Origin of the sequence: Flavobacterium sp. (assembly GCF_965657075.1) — a bacterium.
GTDB lineage: Bacteria > Bacteroidota > Bacteroidia > Flavobacteriales > Flavobacteriaceae > Flavobacterium.
This window is the reverse complement of sequence record NZ_CBFHMV010000003.1, coordinates 1-18,111: the sequence shown is the minus strand read 5'-3', so window position 1 is coordinate 18,111 and position 18,111 is coordinate 1. Positions and strand designations below refer to the sequence as shown.

The 18,111-nt window shown below is 30.3% G+C and carries 19 protein-coding genes; 11 read left to right on the top strand and 8 right to left on the bottom strand.

Features of this window, described 5'->3' with window-relative positions; translation table 11 throughout:
• Window positions 1-6: 6 nt before the first annotated feature.
• From ACTF56_RS03040 to ACTF56_RS03025, 4 genes are all read left to right on the top strand, one after another.
• Window positions 7-957 (top strand): PhoH family protein, encoded by a 951-nt coding sequence (locus tag ACTF56_RS03040; RefSeq protein ID WP_438965441.1) that lies wholly within the window; start codon window positions 7-9, stop codon window positions 955-957.
• A gap of 116 nt (window positions 958-1,073) precedes the next feature.
• On the top strand, window positions 1,074-1,886 hold the full coding sequence (locus tag ACTF56_RS03035; RefSeq protein ID WP_438965440.1) for an SDR family NAD(P)-dependent oxidoreductase: 813 nt from the start codon (window positions 1,074-1,076) through the stop codon (window positions 1,884-1,886).
• A 194-nt stretch (window positions 1,887-2,080) separates the two neighbouring features.
• Entirely contained in the window at window positions 2,081-2,593 is a 513-nt protein-coding gene (locus ACTF56_RS03030) for a hypothetical protein (protein WP_438965439.1), read from the top strand.
• Window positions 2,594-2,709: 116 nt separating this feature from the next.
• Window positions 2,710-3,657, top strand: a complete 948-nt coding sequence (locus ACTF56_RS03025; RefSeq protein ID WP_438965438.1) for a phosphoribosylaminoimidazolesuccinocarboxamide synthase — start codon at window positions 2,710-2,712, stop codon at window positions 3,655-3,657.
• Window positions 3,658-3,729: 72 nt separating this feature from the next.
• On the opposite strand, the gene ACTF56_RS03020 is transcribed toward ACTF56_RS03025, so the two are convergent.
• A complete protein-coding gene (locus ACTF56_RS03020) occupies window positions 3,730-4,332 on the bottom strand; it encodes a DUF2238 domain-containing protein (RefSeq protein WP_438965437.1) in 603 nt (200 codons plus the stop codon).
• A gap of 133 nt (window positions 4,333-4,465) precedes the next feature.
• Window positions 4,466-5,554, bottom strand: coding sequence for a M42 family metallopeptidase (locus ACTF56_RS03015; protein WP_438965436.1), 1,089 nt, complete (start codon window positions 5,552-5,554; stop codon window positions 4,466-4,468).
• Between the two features lie 102 nt (window positions 5,555-5,656).
• Here ACTF56_RS03015 and ACTF56_RS03010 point away from each other — a divergent pair, with 102 nt between their 5' ends.
• Window positions 5,657-6,343 (top strand): DUF4294 domain-containing protein, encoded by a 687-nt coding sequence (locus ACTF56_RS03010; protein ID WP_438965435.1) that lies wholly within the window; start codon window positions 5,657-5,659, stop codon window positions 6,341-6,343.
• Here the strand turns inward: ACTF56_RS03010 and ACTF56_RS03005 are convergent.
• Entirely contained in the window at window positions 6,340-7,206 is an 867-nt protein-coding gene (locus ACTF56_RS03005) for an alpha/beta fold hydrolase (protein WP_438965434.1), read from the bottom strand. The two genes, ACTF56_RS03010 and ACTF56_RS03005, sit on opposite strands and share 4 nt — an antisense overlap.
• A 159-nt stretch (window positions 7,207-7,365) precedes the next feature.
• On the opposite strand from ACTF56_RS03005, the gene ACTF56_RS03000 reads away from it, so the two are divergent.
• The 6 genes from ACTF56_RS03000 (at window position 7,366) to cmk (ending at window position 15,064) form a co-directional block, all read left to right on the top strand.
• Window positions 7,366-8,190, top strand: coding sequence for a M48 family metallopeptidase (locus ACTF56_RS03000; protein ID WP_438965433.1), 825 nt, complete (start codon window positions 7,366-7,368; stop codon window positions 8,188-8,190).
• Window positions 8,191-8,253: 63 nt separating this feature from the next.
• Window positions 8,254-9,555 carry an MFS transporter gene (locus ACTF56_RS02995; RefSeq protein WP_438965432.1) on the top strand — a complete coding sequence of 434 codons (1,302 nt, stop codon included), beginning with the start codon at window positions 8,254-8,256 and terminating at the stop codon, window positions 9,553-9,555.
• Window positions 9,556-9,589: 34 nt separating this feature from the next.
• The gene (locus ACTF56_RS02990; RefSeq protein WP_438965431.1) at window positions 9,590-10,507 is read left to right on the top strand and encodes a DUF6252 family protein; all 918 of its coding nucleotides are present in this window, start codon (window positions 9,590-9,592) and stop codon (window positions 10,505-10,507) included.
• 200 nt (window positions 10,508-10,707) lie between these two features.
• On the top strand, window positions 10,708-13,161 hold the full coding sequence (gene lon / locus ACTF56_RS02985) for an endopeptidase La (RefSeq protein WP_438965430.1): 2,454 nt from the start codon (window positions 10,708-10,710) through the stop codon (window positions 13,159-13,161).
• Window positions 13,162-13,341: 180 nt separating this feature from the next.
• On the top strand, window positions 13,342-14,361 hold the full coding sequence (porQ, locus tag ACTF56_RS02980; protein WP_438965429.1) for a type IX secretion system protein PorQ: 1,020 nt from the start codon (window positions 13,342-13,344) through the stop codon (window positions 14,359-14,361).
• Window positions 14,362-14,380: 19 nt separating this feature from the next.
• Window positions 14,381-15,064 (top strand): (d)CMP kinase, encoded by a 684-nt coding sequence (cmk, locus tag ACTF56_RS02975; protein ID WP_438965428.1) that lies wholly within the window; start codon window positions 14,381-14,383, stop codon window positions 15,062-15,064.
• Window positions 15,065-15,121: 57 nt separating this feature from the next.
• Here the strand turns inward: cmk and ACTF56_RS02970 are convergent, their stop codons facing one another.
• The 5 genes from ACTF56_RS02970 to ACTF56_RS02950 form a co-directional block, all read right to left on the bottom strand.
• Complete coding sequence (locus tag ACTF56_RS02970; RefSeq protein ID WP_438965427.1) at window positions 15,122-15,643, bottom strand: hypothetical protein; 522 nt, start codon at window positions 15,641-15,643, stop codon at window positions 15,122-15,124.
• An 83-nt stretch (window positions 15,644-15,726) separates the two neighbouring features.
• Complete coding sequence (locus tag ACTF56_RS02965) at window positions 15,727-16,212, bottom strand: hypothetical protein (protein ID WP_438965426.1); 486 nt, start codon at window positions 16,210-16,212, stop codon at window positions 15,727-15,729.
• Window positions 16,213-16,518: 306 nt separating this feature from the next.
• Window positions 16,519-16,857 (bottom strand): HepT-like ribonuclease domain-containing protein, encoded by a 339-nt coding sequence (locus ACTF56_RS02960; protein WP_438965425.1) that lies wholly within the window; start codon window positions 16,855-16,857, stop codon window positions 16,519-16,521.
• A complete protein-coding gene (locus ACTF56_RS02955) occupies window positions 16,850-17,149 on the bottom strand; it encodes a nucleotidyltransferase family protein (RefSeq protein WP_438965424.1) in 300 nt (99 codons plus the stop codon). The genes ACTF56_RS02960 and ACTF56_RS02955 overlap by 8 nt, the downstream gene beginning before the upstream one ends.
• 124 nt (window positions 17,150-17,273) lie before the next feature.
• Window positions 17,274-17,906: a hypothetical protein gene (locus ACTF56_RS02950; protein ID WP_438965423.1), complete on the bottom strand. Its 633-nt coding sequence runs from the start codon at window positions 17,904-17,906 to the stop codon at window positions 17,274-17,276.
• Window positions 17,907-18,111 lie beyond the last annotated feature (205 nt).

Sequence of the window (18,111 nt, the reverse complement as noted above, 5' to 3'; positions counted from 1 at the left end):
AAGCCTTTGAACGAAATTAGTATCGAATTAATAGACATTGCTCCAAAAGAATTCTGGGGAACGCATGATGTACACTTGGAAGCCATTAAAAAATATTACCCAAAACTTAAAATAGTAGCTAGAGGAACTTTATTAAAAGCCTATGGTGAACAAGAAGTTTTAGAAGAATTTGAAAAAAGGTTTAGGCGATTAATGCAACATTTTACTCGATACAACAGAATTGATGATAATGTAATTTTAAGAGTTTTAGAAAGTGATACGCAAGAAACCCAAGTAATGGATGCCAAAGATAAAATTTTGGTACATGGTTTAGGTGGAAAACTTATTAAAGCCATGACTCCAAATCAGCAAAAATTGGTCGATAATATCATTAAAAACGACATGGTTTTTGCTATTGGTCCAGCAGGAACAGGTAAAACATATACAGGAGTAGCCATGGCTGTTAAAGCCCTAAAAGAAAAACAAGTTAAGCGAATTATATTAACAAGACCAGCAGTAGAAGCAGGAGAAAATTTAGGTTTTCTTCCAGGTGATATGAAAGAAAAACTAGATCCTTACATGCAACCTCTTTACGATGCTTTGCGCGACATGATTCCACCTCAAACTCTTGAAGATTATATTTTTAAAGGAATAATTCAAATTGCACCTTTAGCATTCATGCGAGGAAGAACCCTAGACAATGCTTTTGTAATCTTAGATGAAGCTCAAAATACTACTCATAATCAAATGAAAATGTTTTTGACTCGAATGGGTAAAAATGCCAAATTTTTAATTACTGGTGATCCTGGACAAGTAGATTTACCTAGAAGAACTATTTCAGGTCTTAAAGAAGCGGTTTTAGTCCTTAAAGATATCGATGGCATTGGAATCATCTATTTAGATGATAAAGATATTGTACGTCACAAATTAGTAAAAAAAGTTATTGATGCTTACAAAAGCATTGAAAATCATGATTAAACAGTAATTTTAATTAAAATTTTGATTTATTTTAAGCCATTTCTGTATTGAAATGGTTTTTTTATGTTTAAAGTAATTTTTTATTGTATTTTGCAAACTTTTAAAAATAAAAACAATTGAAAACTGTACTTATAACAGGTTCTTCAGGCGGATTAGGCAGTCAAACAGCATTGTATTTTGCAAATAAAGGTTGGCAAGTAATTGCAACAGTTTACCATTTGGACTTAATTACCGATGCAGAACAACACCCCAATATAAAACATTATCCTTTAGATGTAACTTCCACTGAAAGCATAGAAAATGCAAAAACAGCAATATTAAATGATTTTAAAGTCATTGATGTAATTATTAACAATGCTGGAAAAGGGTACAGAAGTTTTGTAGAACTTTCTTGTGATAAGGAAATTGAATCCATAGTAAATGTAAATTGGTTGGGTGTTGTTAAAATATGTAGAGCTTTTATTCCTATATTTAGAAATCAAAAATTTGGACAATTCATCAATATAACTTCGGTTGCTGGATTAGTTAATTTACCATTAGGGAACTTTTATCATTCCACAAAACAAGCAGTAGAAAGCTTTTCAGAATGCATGTCTTATGAACTCATGGATTTTAACATAAGTGTTTGCACGGTTCAATTTGGAAATGCACCAACTAATTTTCAAAAAAATGTAACAAAATGTCAAACAACTAAAATTGAAAATTATAAAGAAATCATGCATAAAATAGATGCTATTTTGGCTAAAAAAACTTGCAAAAATCACGATTTAATTGAAACTATTTTAGATAAATTATACCATATAGCAGAAAACCCAAATAAAAATTTTAGAAAATACACCATTGGTTTTGATGCAAAATTCATGAAATATTTAAGAAGATTTTTAGGTTATAAAGCGTTCAATTTTGTGATAAAAAAGAAGATTTTATAATTTATTATTCCTATTAAGAAATTTTTTTAAAAGTTAGTTTTTCATTGAACTGACTTTTTTGTTTGTAAATCAATTGATTACGTTAATTGTGTGTTGATTTATCTTTTAATTCTGTAAATTATAATTAAAATAATGTAATTTTTTTTATTCCATTGTAAACGAAATTTGCTTCATAAACATTTAAATAAAAAGTTATGAAAAAATTATTTTTAATTATCGGATTTTTAGGATTAAGTCCAATTTTTGCTCAACAAAATGACATTGATATTACACCACAAAACTCTTGGTTAAAAGCAGGTTTAACAGCTTCAATTCCTATTGGTGATGCCAATGACATTTCGTCCTTTAATTTAGGGTTAGATCTTCGAGCTCAATATTTATTCAATCCAAATTTTGCTATTGGTTTGGCTTCAGGTTACAGTCATTTTTTTGGGAAAGATGGTTTTGACGATTTTGGAGTTATTCCAGCAGCTGGTTTTGCTCGTTATTATTTTACTCCTAGTGGATTATTTTTAGGAGCAGATTTAGGATACGGATTTTTAACTAATGTAGATAATAATTCCGGTGGATTATATGTAAATCCTCAAATTGGTTACCATAATAGAGATTGGAATATATATGCTTTTTACCAAAATACTTTTGCAGAAAATGATGTTTATTTGCAAAATGTTGGAGTAGGTGTTACTTATAATATTCGTTTTAAATAAACGAATTTGTTTTGTTTTGGTTGAAAAGGAGAAAGTTTATTTCTCCTTTTTTTATTTTGATATTGTTTGGCATTGGTAAACAAATTACATTTGCAATTGAAACAACACACTACTAAATGAACACAATTACTACTACCAATTTCAATTTTCCCAATCAAAAATCGGTCTATCACGGAAAAGTTAGAGAAGTTTACAACATCAATGACGACTTATTAGTCATGGTTGCAACCGATAGACTTTCAGCTTTTGATGTAGTTATGCCTAAAGGAATTCCTTATAAAGGTCAAATCTTAAACCAAATTGCTACAAAATTCATGGAGTTGACTTCAGATATTGTACCTAATTGGTTGATTGCAACACCTGATCCAAGTGTCGCAGTCGGGCATTTATGCGAACCTTTTAAAGTTGAAATGGTTATTCGTGGTTATTTGGCCGGACATTCAGCTAGAGAATATGCTTTAGGAAAAAGAGAACTTTGTGGAGTAACTTTACCAGAAGGATTGAAAGAAAATGACAAGTTTCCAACACCAATTATTACACCTTCCACAAAAGCTGATAATGGTGCTCATGATGAAGATATTTCTCGAGAAGACATCTTAGCTAAAGGAATAGTTAGTGAAGAAGATTATTTGGTTTTAGAAAAATACACAAGAGCTTTATACCAAAGAGGAACTGAAATTGCTGCATCTCGTGGATTAATTTTAGTTGATACAAAATACGAATTTGGAAAAACTAAAGAAGGAAAAATCGTTTTGATTGATGAAATTCACACGCCTGATTCTTCACGTTATTTTTATTCGGAAGGTTACCAAGAACGACAAGATAGAGGAGAAGCTCAAAAACAATTATCTAAAGAATTTGTTCGTCAATGGTTAATTGCTAATGGTTTTCAAGGGAAAGACGGACAACAAATTCCAGAAATGACTGATGAATACATTGCAACGGTCTCTGAAAGATACATAGAGTTGTACGAAAATATTATTGGAGAAAAATTCGTAAAAGCCGATATTTCAAACATCAATGATCGTATTGAAAAAAATGTTTTGGCTTATTTGAAGAAATAAGTTGATACACTTTTACATTTAAACCATTAAGATATATAGAAAGTTAAGTTTAGCTTAATGAAACTTAATTTCTTAATGGTTTAACTTATCTAAATTCTTATCCTGAACTTTACTAAAAAACATTAAAGCACAAATGGCACCAATCGTTGCAAAAAGCATATCGGATTGCGTATCCCAAATATACCCTTGTGTTCCCAAAAAAGCATCTCCACCTTCGCCAGTCATTAAGGAAACTGCCCATTCAATCCATTCATAAGCAGCACTTATAGCTAAACAAATACTAACAATTATAAAGTTGAAAAAACTTTTGTTAGCAATCACATTTTTTCGAATAAACAATTCACGAATAATTAAAGCAGGAACGAAACCTTGTGCAAAATGTCCGACTTTATCATAATTATTTCGACTTTGATCCAATACTTCTTTAATCCAATCAAATAAAGGAACTTCTGCATAAGTATAATGTCCTCCAATGAAAAGAATTATACAATGAATTAAGATGAAAAAATAAGTAAAATCAGTAAATCTGAACTTTCTAAAAGTGAATACCAAAATTACTAATCCAATTACAGCTGGAATAATTTCCAAAAAACAAGTAAAACCTTCTTTTGGATTTATAATAGACCAAATTAGTGTTCCAAAAAACACAACCAACATTATATAGATGTTTTTCATTGTGAGGTTAAAAGGTTATGAGGTTAAAAGGTTATGAGGTTATAATTTTAAAAGGGACTTTTAAAAACTAGTTTCAAAAATCCCTTTAATTTTTTGTCTAAATATCCGGTATCTGAATATTCGAAAATCTCAATTATTTAAAATAAGAAAACGTTTCGTTATTTTCTATTTTTAACAAAGATTCATAAATCAATTTGATTACATTTTCCACATCATCTCTGTGAACCATTTCTACAGTGGTGTGCATGTAACGCAATGGCAAAGAAATCAATGCCGAAGCAACTCCACCGTTACTATAAGCAAAAGCATCGGTATCAGTTCCAGTAACTCTTGATGAAGCGTGTCTTTGAAACGGAATTTCATTTTCAACAGCTGTATCCACAATCATTTCTCTAAGTACGTTTTGAGTTGCTGGAGCATAGGCAATAACTGGACCTTTACCCATTTTCAAATCTCCTTCAATTTTTTTATCAATCATTGGAGTAGTAGTATCGTGACAAACATCGGTAACGATGGCTACATTGGGTTTGATGCTTTGTGTAATCATTTCGGCACCACGAAGACCAATTTCTTCTTGAACTGAATTTACAATATACAATCCAAAAGGTAAGGTTTTATTATTTTCTTTAAGTAAACGAGCCACTTCAGCAATCATAAATCCACCCATTCGGTTATCTATGGCACGACAAATGAATTTATTTTCATTTAAAATTTCAAATCCATCGGGATAAGTAATAACACAACCTACATGTACACCTAAAGCTTCTACTTGTTCTTTTGTTTCGCAACCACAATCAATAAATATATTACTAATTTTAGCAGGTTCTTCTTTATCTCTATTTCTTGTATGAATGGCTGGCCAACCAAAAACCCCTTTTACAATGCCTTTTTTGGTATGAATATGAACACGTTTTGAAGGAGCAATCATGTGGTCACTTCCACCATTTCTAATCACATAAATCAATCCGTCATCAGTAATATAATTTACATACCATGAAATTTCGTCAGAATGTCCTTCGATAACAACTTTGTATTTTGCATCTGGATTAATAATTCCAACCGCAGTCCCATAAGTGTCAGTTGTAAAAGTGTCTACATAAGGTTTTAAATAATCCATCCAAATTTTTTGTCCTTCAGATTCATAACCTGTTGGTGAAGCATTATTTAAATATTTTTCAAGAAATTCTAATGAAGATTTTTTTAATATTGATTTTGTACTCATAAAATTATTTTTTTGCTAATTTAAGAATATCTAAACATTTAATCACAATAAAAAACACTAAATTTGGTTCACTATTTGTAGTATTTTTTGAAAAAGAATCGCATGAAAAATTTAATTATAACCGTTTTTATTTTTTGGTTTGGAACAGCTATTTCGCAAGAAAATGACAGTATTCCTAAAGTTGAAAATGATTCATTGCCAAGAATTATTTTTGAGTTAGAAGAAATTGTTGTCACAGATTCAGGAGTTTATACGATGTCTGAACTTGAAAAGCAAAAATTAATTTTAAAACGAAGAGTGTATAGAGTATATCCTTATGCTAAAGCAGCTGCAGAAAAACTAACTGCCATGAATGAAACCATGAGTCAACTTAAAACTCAAAGAGAAAAGAAAAAATATTTTAAAATTGTTGAAAATTATTTAACCGATGAGTTTGAAGCCAAACTAAAAAAACTATCCATGAAAGATGGTCAAATTTTAGTGAAATTAATTAATAGACAAACTGGTAGAAATACTTTTGAATTAATCAAAGATTTGAAAAGTGGTTGGAAAGCCTTTTGGGCCAACAGCACCGCTAAATTATTCAACATCAATCTTAAAACAGAATACAAACCCTATGATGTTCTTGAAGATTTTAATATAGAAAGTATTTTAATCACTGCATTCAGTAGTGGATATTTAGCTCGACAAGAAGCACAAGTTCCAATAGATTTAGAAAAATTACTCACAACATGGGAAAAAAGAAATGCAGAAAGTAAAGCATTAAGAGAAGCCAAAGAAGAAGATTAAATTCGGTTTGAAAACTCAATAATTTTATCCACAACTACATCACTTCCTACTATTTTTCTGTGACCTAATTCATTAGTGATAAATAATTCACTATTTAAAGCATGTTTATGAATGTTATCGGCACAAAATCGTTGAACTTCAACATCATCATTATCGTGTATGATTAAAAGAGGGGTTTTCAAATCTTTTATCACATGATGTGAATCATAATCCGACATTTTTTCGTTCAATTTATTTTCAAAATGCCCAATCAATTTTGATTCTAGGCTAGCTTTTAGTTGTAATTGAGCAATAAAATCTTTTACAATGTCTGCTGTTTTATCAGCACTTCCAATGGTAACAATTTTTTGAGTTTTAAAACCTTTCTTTGTTGCGTTCAATATAGAAATTCCTCCTAAAGAATGACCAATTGCCATTTCAAAAGGACCAAATTTTGAATCTAATTCAAGAATACTTTCAATAAATTCAGGCATTAATGAAGTCTTACTTTCACTTTTTCCATGTGCTGGCGCATCAAAGCTAATTATTCCGTAGTTTTTTTCAAGAAAAGCATCTGCAATTTTAAACATTTGAGTTCCTCTACCAGACCAACCGTGAACTAATAAAATCTTTTTATCACCAGTTCCATAGTGATATACATTTATCCTTTTTTTGATTTTAGGAATTAATAACATCTCTTGTTGGCTGTTATTTTCCATATTAAATTCTCTTTTAGGAGATTTATATTTTATTGGAGTGGTAAACAATTTTGCGACAAATTTTAGGACTAATTTTGTAGAACTAATTTCTAAAAATTTAGCTGTAAATAATATAAATTTTGGAATTTCAACCCCTTGTTTACTTTTCTTAGATTTTTTTGACATTTAAATGATGTAATTAAAATACAAATTTACTATTATAAATTACTTCAAGATAATATTTAACAAGGTTTTCTAAATATTAAAGAGTATTAAATGAGATTAAAAAAAATAAAAGAACATTTGTTTAAATTTTGTATTTTTATAGTCTCAAAACAAAATACAATGAATAATAAAATCAAATTTAGTTTACTGGTAATACTTGCTGTTATTATTTCGTGCGCTAAAAATCCTTTTACAGGAAAAAGAACTTTGGCTTTGCCTGGTACTGAAAATAGTTCATTATTTCCTATGGTTTTTACACAGTATGATCAATTTTTATCAGAAAATAAGGTGGTTACAGGAACTGCTGATGCTAAAAGAATTGCAACTATTGGAGAAAAAATTAAAGTAGCTGCAGAAAGATATTTAAATGCAAATGGTAATGCAGGTTACTTAAAAGATTATCAATGGGAATACAATTTAGTAGATGATCCAACAGTCAATGCTTGGTGTATGCCAGGCGGAAAAATTGTTTTTTACACAGGAATTTTACCTATTTGTAAAGATGATGCAGGAATTGCTGCAGTAATGGGTCATGAAGTGGCTCACGCTTTGGCCAATCACGGGCAACAAAGAATGAGTGCTGGTTTGTTGCAACAAATCGGTCAAGTTGGTGTTGCGGTTGCAGTTGGTGATAAAGATCCTCAAACTCAAAATGCTATAATGCAAGCCTACGGAATTGGTTCTCAATTAGGTGGAATGTTACCTTTTAGTCGTGCTCATGAAAGTGAAGCAGATATGATTGGAATCTATTTAATGGCAATAGCAGGATATGAACCATCAAATGCAGTAGGTGTTTGGGAAAGAATGTCGGCAATGTCAAACGGTCAAGCACCACCAGAAATTTTAAGTACACATCCAAGTAACGAAACCAGAATTAAAAACTTAACAGCTTTAGTACCACAAGCAAAAGTAGAAGCTGCAAAATTTGGAGTGACTTTCAAATAAGATTAAAAAAATAAATGTATATTCGAAGTCCTGTTATTTTGCAGGACTTTTTAATTTTATAGCATGAAAAATTTAGAAAAAGGAAGCATCAAATTAGGTAACGCTTGGGCTTTTTATGATTGGTCCAATTCAGTATATAACTTAGTAATTTCGTCTGCTATTTTTCCTATATATTATGGAGCACTTTTTAAAATAAAAGGAATTGATCAATTGACTTTTTTAGGAATCAATTTTGAACAAAATGCACTTATTAGTTATGTTACAGCATTTGCATTTTTAATTGTAGCTCTAATTTCGCCCTTACTTTCTGGAATTGCAGATTATGTTGGAAACAAAAAAAAATTCATGCAGTTTTTTTGTTATTTAGGAGCAACATCGTGTATTGGCTTGTCTTTTTTTAGTATCGAAAATATTTATTTTGGAATCACTTGTTTCTTTTTTGGATTAATTGGTTTTTGGGGAAGTTTGGTGTTTTATAATTCATATTTGCCAGATATTGCTTTTCCCGAACAACAAGATAAGTTGAGTGCCAAAGGATATTCATTGGGTTATGTTGGAAGTGTAATTTTGTTGTTAATCAACCTTTTTATGATAATGGGTGCTAGCGATTCAAAAGCTTCGATGCGAGCCATGCAAAATTCTTTCATATCGGTAGGTATTTGGTGGATTGTTTTTAGTCAATACACGTTTTACTATATGCCAGTTACTAAAAATAACAACAAATTGACTTCAAACATTATTTTCAATGGATTTAAGGAATTAAAAAAAGTTTGGCATCAACTATCAGAAAATTTAGTTCTTAAAAAATATTTGGGCAGTTTTTTCGTTTATAGTATGGCTGTTCAAACGGTTATGCTGGTAGCAGTATATTTTGGGGAACAAGAAATTTCTTGGAGTGATGATGAAGCAAAAACAAAAGGATTAATAGTTAGCATACTATTAATTCAAATTATAGCCATTTTAGGCGCCGTTATAACATCAAAAACTTCTTCAAAAATTGGTAATATAAAAACATTAATTATCATCAATTCCATTTGGATTGTAATTTGTGTTTATGCTTATTTTGTTAAAAGTCCTTCACAATTTTATGTGACAGCTGGTTTTGTAGGTTTAGTAATGGGCGGAATTCAATCGCTTTCGCGTTCAACTTATTCAAAACTTTTACCAGTTACTAATGATACGACCTCTTTTTTTAGTTTTTATGATGTAGCCGAAAAGATAGGAATTGTTATTGGTATGGTAATTTTTGCCACATTCAATCAATTGACGGGTTCTATGCGAAATGCAATATTGTTTTTAGCCTTATTTTTTATTATTGGTGTGTTTTTATTACTTAGAGTTCAAATCCAACTTGCAAAAAAATAAAATAATAGTATATTTACAAAAATTTATAATATTTATGAAAAGTTTATTGAAATTTAGAGTATTGATTTTATTCTTAACAACTGTTTTTATGGTTTCATGTGACGATATTGAACCAATAGATTCGGATTTACAAATTCCAGTTAACAATCCAAATAACCCAAACAATCCAACTGATCCAGTTGCAACAGCTTCTTTCAAAGCGAAAATTGATGGGGTACTTTGGACTGCGGAATCTTCAGCAGCATTAATTGGTGGAAATTTAATGGCTATTAATGCAACTATTGGTGGTGATAATGGAGAAAGTTTTAGTTTCTTGATTGATGGAGTTGCCACAGGAACTTATCCAGCTAATGACAACTTACTAACCTATTCACCTGCGGGTACCGATTTTGGTTGGACGTCATCCAACTTTGATAATCCTACAGAAAATACAGGTTCTATAACTATTACAAACATTAATACAGTTGCAAAAACTATTTCCGGTACATTCACTTTTAAAGGTTACTGGTCAGAATATCCAAATACAATTGCACCAAAAAACATTACCGAAGGAGTATTTGAAAATGTTCCTTATGAAGATTATGTAGATCCTGCAAATGATACGTTTTTCGCTAAAGTTAATGGAGTAGAGTTTGTTGAAACGGATATTTTAGCCGTTACTGTAAATGAGGTAATCGGAATTGGTGCTGCAAATACAAACGATCAAAGCATATCTGTTGGTGTAAAGGAAACAATCACACCAGGAACTTATCCAATAACTGGAAACATAGCTACTGATATGGTTCAAGCGACATATAAACTAAATGCAACAACTTCATTAGCATCCAATTCTGGTACAGTAACTGTAACGAGTATTACAGCGGACAGAGTAATAGGGACTTTTAGTTTTACAGTTGTTGACGGTACAACTACTTATACCATTTCAGAAGGTGCTTTTGATGTAGAATATTAATCTTTTTTTATAGATTTATTTCAAATCCGTTAAGTATTTAACTTGACGGATTTTTTATGGCATAAAACTTGAAATAATTTAAGAAGCTTCTAACAATATAATTCATTTTGTATTGATTTTCATTAGGTTACATTTTAAAATGAAATAAGAAAGGCTTAAAAGAAAAAGAATTTTAATGACAAAATGACTTAAATACAACTATGTCAAATCAAAAAATATTTACAATAGACAATATGTCACTACAAGAATTAGACTCAGATGCTGATTTAATTCCATTAATGACTCCAGAAGACGAAGAAGAAATGAACAACGAGGTGTTGCCTGATGATTTAGCCATTCTTCCTTTACGAAATACCGTACTTTTTCCTGGTGTTGTAATTCCAATTACTGCTGGTAGAGACAAATCAATTAAATTAATTAATGATGCCAATAAAAAAGGGAAAGTTATTGGTGTAGTTTCTCAAATTGATGAAGACATTGAAGAACCAACAACAAATGATGTGCATAGGGTAGGAACTGTTGCACAAATTATGCGTGTTCTAAAAATGCCTGACGGAAATATAACCGTGATTCTTCAAGGAAAAAAACGTTTCGAAATTGATCAGTTTACTCAAGAAGAACCGTATTTAAAAGCTACGATTAAGGAAGTTGTAGAAAAGCGTCCGAAAGCAAATGACAACGAATTCAACAGCATAGTTGAGTCAATCAAAGAGTTAGCGATTCAAATTATTAATGAAAGTCCAAATATTCCTTCAGAAGCTACTTTCGCAATTAAAAATATCGATAGCAATCCATTTTTAATCAATTTTGTATCTTCTAATATGAACTTAAATGTTCAAGAAAAACAAGATTTGCTTCAAATTGGAAATTTAAAAGAAAGAGCTTTAGCAACTTTAAAGTTCATGAATATTGAGCTTCAAAAATTAGAATTAAAAAATGATATTCAATCTAAAGTTCGTTCCGATTTAGATCAGCAACAACGCGAATATTTCTTGCAACAACAAATGAAAACCATCCAAGAAGAATTAGGTGGTGTTTCCTATGAGCAAGAAATTGAAGAAATGAAATTGAAAGCTAAAGACAAAAAATGGAACGAAAAAGTAGCCAAACATTTTGAAAAAGAGCTTTCTAAAATGCAACGAACCAATCCAAATTCTCCAGATTTTGGAATTCAACGCAATTATTTAGAATTGTATTTGGAATTGCCTTGGGACGAATTTACTAAAGATAACTTTGACTTAAAAAGAGCTCAGAAAATCTTAAATAGAGATCATTTTGGTTTGGACGATGTTAAAAAACGTATCATTGAGCATTTGGCTGTTTTGAAACTGCGAAACGACATGAAATCTCCAATATTATGTCTTTATGGGCCTCCAGGGGTTGGTAAAACTTCAATTGGAAAATCTATTGCCGAAGCTCTAGGAAGAGAATATGTAAGAATTTCATTAGGCGGTTTGCGTGACGAAGCAGAAATTCGTGGACACCGAAAAACCTATATTGGGGCAATGCCTGGAAGAATTATTCAATCCATTAAGAAAGCCAAAACATCCAATCCCGTTTTTGTTTTAGATGAAATTGATAAACTAAGCTCAAGTCATAACGGTGATCCATCTTCTGCATTATTAGAAGTACTTGATCCAGAACAAAACAGCGATTTTTATGATAATTTCTTAGAAATGGGTTATGATTTATCAAAAGTGATGTTCATCGCTACTTCTAACAGTTTATCAACCATTCAACCAGCTTTGAGAGATAGAATGGAAATCATCAATATGTCGGGTTATACTATTGAAGAAAAAGTAGAAATTGCACACAAACATCTAGTTCCTAAACAAATAAAGGAACATGGTTTAAAAGCCAAAGATATTTCAATAGGTAAAAAAGAATTAGAAAAAATTGTCGTTGGCTACACAAGAGAATCTGGTGTTAGAGGTTTAGAAAAGAAAATTGCTGAAGTAGTAAGATATGCAGCAAAATCAATAGCTTTAGAAGAAGTTTATAACGTTAAAATTACCGAAGCAGATTTAATTGCTATTTTAAAATCGCCTAGATTAGAACGCGATAAGTACGAAAATAACGATGTTGCTGGAGTAGTAACGGGTTTAGCTTGGACTTCTGTTGGTGGTGATATTTTGTTCATAGAATCTTTAATTTCTAAAGGAAAAGGTGTAATGACCATGACCGGAAGTTTAGGTACAGTCATGAAAGAATCTATTACAATTGCTTTGGAATATATTAAAGCAAATGCAGAACGCATTGGTGTAAATCCAGAAGTAATTACTTCAAACAACATTCACATGCACGTGCCAAGTGGTGCAACTCCAAAAGATGGACCAAGTGCCGGAATAGCCATGTTAACGTCAATGGTTTCTTCTTACACTCAAAATAGAGTTAAGAAAAGTTTAGCCATGACTGGAGAAATCACTTTAAGAGGTAAAGTTTTGCCTGTTGGAGGAATCAAAGAAAAAATTCTTGCTGCAAAACGTGCCAACATCAAAGAAATTATTCTTTGCAATGAAAATAAAAGAGATATTGATGAAATCAATCAAGACTACTTAAAAGGATTGACCTTTCATTTTGTAGATACTATGAAAGAAGTTCTAGATATTGCTATTTTAGATAAAAAGGTGAAAAATCCTAAAAAATTAATCTAAAAATCGCCTCCATTTAACCATTGAATTTTATTGAAATTAATCACATTTAGTTTCCATAAAATTCGATGGTTTTCTTTTTTAAAAATTTAAATTAAACTTAATAATTAAAACAATTTTGTTTATTGAAATTTATAATTTTATCTTCGCAATTGCGTTATCCTTTAGGTTACAACAAATGCTATGAATCTTAAACGACTGCTTTTTATCTTACTATTTTTACCCTTTATTTCTATGGCTCAAATAGGAGGTAAGTACGTTTATCAATTTCTAAATTTAGCTCAATCTCCAAGACAAGCAGCATTAGGTGGAAAAACCGTTACTGTTGTAGATTATGATGTAAATCAAGCTTTTTACAATCCAGCCACAATAAACGATCAAATGCACAACCGTCTTTCAGCCAATTACGGAAATTATTTTGGGGAAGTTTCCTATGGAACAGCCGCTTATGCTTATACTTACGACAGACATTTACTGACATTTCACGGTGGTGTGAGTTATGTAAATTATGGCAATTTTGAGGGTAGAGACGAATTAGGAAATGAAACAGGAACTTTTTCTGGAAGTGAAATTGCACTTTCTTTAGGGTATGCACAAAATATTCCTTGGACAGATATTTATGTTGGAGCAAATGCTAAAATAATTTCTTCCTCATTAGAATCTTACACTTCATACGGTGCAGCGGTTGATTTGGGCTTTTTGTATATTGAAGAACAAAATGACATCAACTACGGATTATCTATACGGAATTTAGGAGTTCAATTGAAACCTTATGAAACTACAAATGAAAAATTACCTTTATCCATAGATTTTGGAATTTCTCAATTGATGGAATATGTACCTATCAGATGGCATTTTACCATGGAAAATTTACAACAATGGAACATTTCTTTTTCAAATCCAAACAGAGCAGAAGTTTCGTTAGACGGAACAGTTACGGAAGAAAAAGTATCTTTTTTTAACAATGCATTACGTCACATGATTTTTGGTGCAGAATTGTTTCCTGATAAATCATTCAGCATTCGATTGGGCTATAATTTCAGAAGAGGTGAAGAATTAAAAATAGTAGATCAACGAAACTTTTCTGGAATTTCAGCAGGTTTTGGACTTCGTTTTAACAACATTAGATTCGATTATTCCTATTCTCGTTATACAATTGCAGGAAACACCAGTTTTTTTGGAATGATGATTAACTTACAATAGCATTAACAACAATAAAAGTTTGAAAGATATTACAATAGCAATCGACGGATTTTCGTCCACAGGAAAAAGTACTTTAGCCAAGCAATTAGCCAAACAGTTAGGCTACGTTTATGTAGATACTGGTGCCATGTACAGAGCGGTTACATTTTTTGCAATGCAAAAGGGTTTTGTTTCAGAAAATCATTTGGATAAAGAGTTGTTGATTAATGAATTAAATAATGTTACATTAAACTTTACTTTCAATAAAGAATTAGGTTTTGCAGAAGTATATTTGAACGGTACAAATGTAGAAAATGAAATCAGAAATTTAGAAGTTTCAAGATGTGTTAGTCAAGTGGCCGAAATTTCTGAGGTGCGTTCTAAACTAGTAGAACAACAACAAGAAATGGGAAAAAATAAAGCCATTGTTATGGATGGAAGAGATATTGGTACTGTTGTTTTTCCGAATGCTGAATTGAAAATCTTCATGAATTCAAGTGCAACAACTCGCGCAGAAAGAAGGTTTAAAGAACTTTCAGACAAAGGACAACAAGTGACTTACGAAGAAGTGCTTCAAAATGTTCAAGAACGCGATTACATTGACACACATAGAGAAGATTCTCCACTAGTAAAAGCAACCGATGCTATTGAAATTGATAATTCTTCCTTAACCAAAGAAGAACAATTTAATTTAGTCTTAAATTTAGTAAAACAAAAATTATAAACTTTAACGAATATTATTTGATTGTCCAGAATTTAATAAACTCGAAATAGATTTTTCTTATTTTTCTTCAATTTCAATCTCAAATTTTATAGCATCTTCATCTGATTCCCAATTTTCTGTAGGTCCAGCAGTTTTATGAAAATTTAAAATTTCTTCGGTCATATCAAGGTTATCAGAAGAGTATTTTTTTTCAAAACGCATTTTCAAAGACTTTTTGTCTAATGCAAGTATTGAAAAGGCATAGCGACTTTTATTATCACAAAGATTTTTTAAAACCAAAACAGGATATTCCAAATCTTCTTCTTTTTCAAAAATTTTGAAGGCCAAGTCTAAATTCATTTCATTTTTTGGCTCGTCTTTTTTGTTTGCTTTTAGTATTGAAATTCCTGAAGTAAATTCATCACTACTAAAATAAAATCTTTTCAATAAAAATTCTTCTTTATTAATTTCTATTATCTTCATTTCATTATTTAGAAATTCCCAATTTCCAACAATTAAATGAGGTTTTGTTTGGTCTGTAAATGAAGTCAGTCCAATTAAAACTAGTAAAGTAAAAGAGTAGTATAATATTTTTTTCATGGTTTATTTAAAGTGATTTATAATTTTATGGTGCTTTAGAAAGGAACCACTGTTGGCAGTAGTTGTTCTATTTAATATCATTTTCACATATCAATTTTTATAATTCCAAATATTTGCCCAATTGCAATTCCAGAGAAAATTAAGCCACCAAAAATCATAAAAATTACACTTCCATAATTAAAATTTTTTTCTTTTTCCATAATAAACATTTCAGGCTTTTTTGGACTATACAATATTTCAATATTTTTGTTTATGTTATTTTGATTAGTTTTTACTATACTTAAATCAGTTGAAGCGTAATAATGTGGTTTTTTTGCTATAAGGTTTCCCTCTAAGGTTTTGAATTCAATAATTGGTGTTTTATGACCATCTTCGTCTTTTTCGTATGATAATATTTTGCCATTAGTTTTTATTCCTTTTTTGTTAATGTAGTCAAAAAAAATTAAGCTATCTACAGAATAGTACATCAAAAGTATTCCTAAAATTAAAAAGCAAAATATTGGTTTATAAAACAGAAAGAAGGCAAATAAAGTAACAATAAAATACCCATAAATTTTTTTCTGTTCCATTTCAATTATTTTTCTTAGCGTTAATTTTTTCACGGTCTGAGATACAATTAATGCCAACGTTTGACTGTGAAAAAACCCCACAATCTTCCTAACAAATATAGTAAAAAATTTGTGAGAAAAGCAGCTATTTTGTGTTTTTAAAGATGCAACATATACAAGAAATTTCCCGCCATCAGCTACAAATGAGTAGTTTAGAAGATAAGATAATTGCATAGTGAAAGTTTAGTAACAGGTTCCTTTCAAGAATAGGTTCATTGTTGGCTTTCCTAGTCCAGCGAAACTCTAGCCTGTTGGTGGATGGTGCTTTTATTCGTTTAACAGAATTTCCACTTCTTTTTGTAAAACTGGTAGATTTTTTATTACTATTCCCCAAATTACATCATCAGAAACTGAATCATATCCGTGAATTATTCTATTTCTTACATCAACAATTTTTCTTGAGTTTGAAATTTCAATAGCACTATTTTCTTTAAGAATTCGACCCATTGCTTCTCCAATGATTTCGATATTTCTTTCAACAGCTCTTTTGGTTCTTAAATCATTTTGATAAATTTCAAACATTTTAGGAGTTTCAATAAAGTAACTTTCAATTTCATTTATTGAACTTAAAATATCATAAAGCCAAGTTTTATTTTTGTCATCCATAAATCAATACTTTATTTTGATTTAAAGTCTTTCTAAAATATGGATTTTTAATAGCTTTTTCTTCTAATAAATCAATACTTCTTTTTAAAATATTTTCAAGTGAAAACTTTAAGTTGTAATAATTATCTCCATAATCTAATACATCCAAATTTTCAAAATCAACAATCAAATCAACATCACTTTCGCTGTTAAATTTGTCAGTTAAAACAGAACCAAAAGCATATAAAGATTTCACTTTATGCGTTTTGCATAAATTAAATATGTCTTTATTATGATATTCTATTAAGTTCATATTATTATTAATTTTACTCAAAAATACATAAAAAAATTTTATGTTTCAATTTTCTACTATTTTTAGTATTTCAAGTTGGCTCTTCGAGCCCAACGAAACTCTAGCTGTTGCCAGTAGTTTTTATTCATAAGTGACTTAAATTCAATTCCATTTTATTGTTTAAAGTATCTACTTTAAAATAAAACGGTTCCGCTCTATTTATTTCGTTGTATTTATGTTCAAAATCAAATCCGTTGTCATATTTTTTCCACGAACCTTTATCCGATTTCAATTCCGCACTTTTGAGAATTTGCTCTACAATATTTTTTTCGTCAGATTCTTTATATTCAATTTTCAATGCGATAGAATAATCAGAATCAAAAGCTCCTTCTGTGTGTTCAATAAGATTTTCTAAAACCTCAAAATCCGTTGGGATAGTCAAGTCCGTTTTTTCTTTAATTAACGGTTCAATTCTATCTAAAGCTAATTCTTCATCAAGTTTGTTCATAATTCCAGTAAACAGAAAAGCCATAAATCCCAAGAATATAAACGGTACTGCCAAAATTGATAATTGAAAAAATCCAATTACTATTTTTCCATTGAATAGTTGCCAAACCGATGAAATGAACAGTATAGTTCCAGAAAATACAAGAGAGTAAAACCCAAAATCAGTATTTGGTAGAATTGCTCCGCTAATGAATAGAATTATCGAAATTCCAAAAAGTAATATCGGAATCCACCATTTTGTAACTAAATATTTCTTTAAAATTTCGGTCATTTCAAATTACTTACAACGTCAGACTGTTAAAAAACCGCACAATCTTTCAAACAAAAATAGTAAAAAATGTAAGAAAATCAGATTTTTTGTATTTTTAAAGATGCAACATATCCAAGGAATATCAAGCAATCAGCTACAAATGAGTAGTTTAGAAGATAAAATATCGGCTGATAATTCAGTTCGGTTTATTGACGTTTTTGTGAAT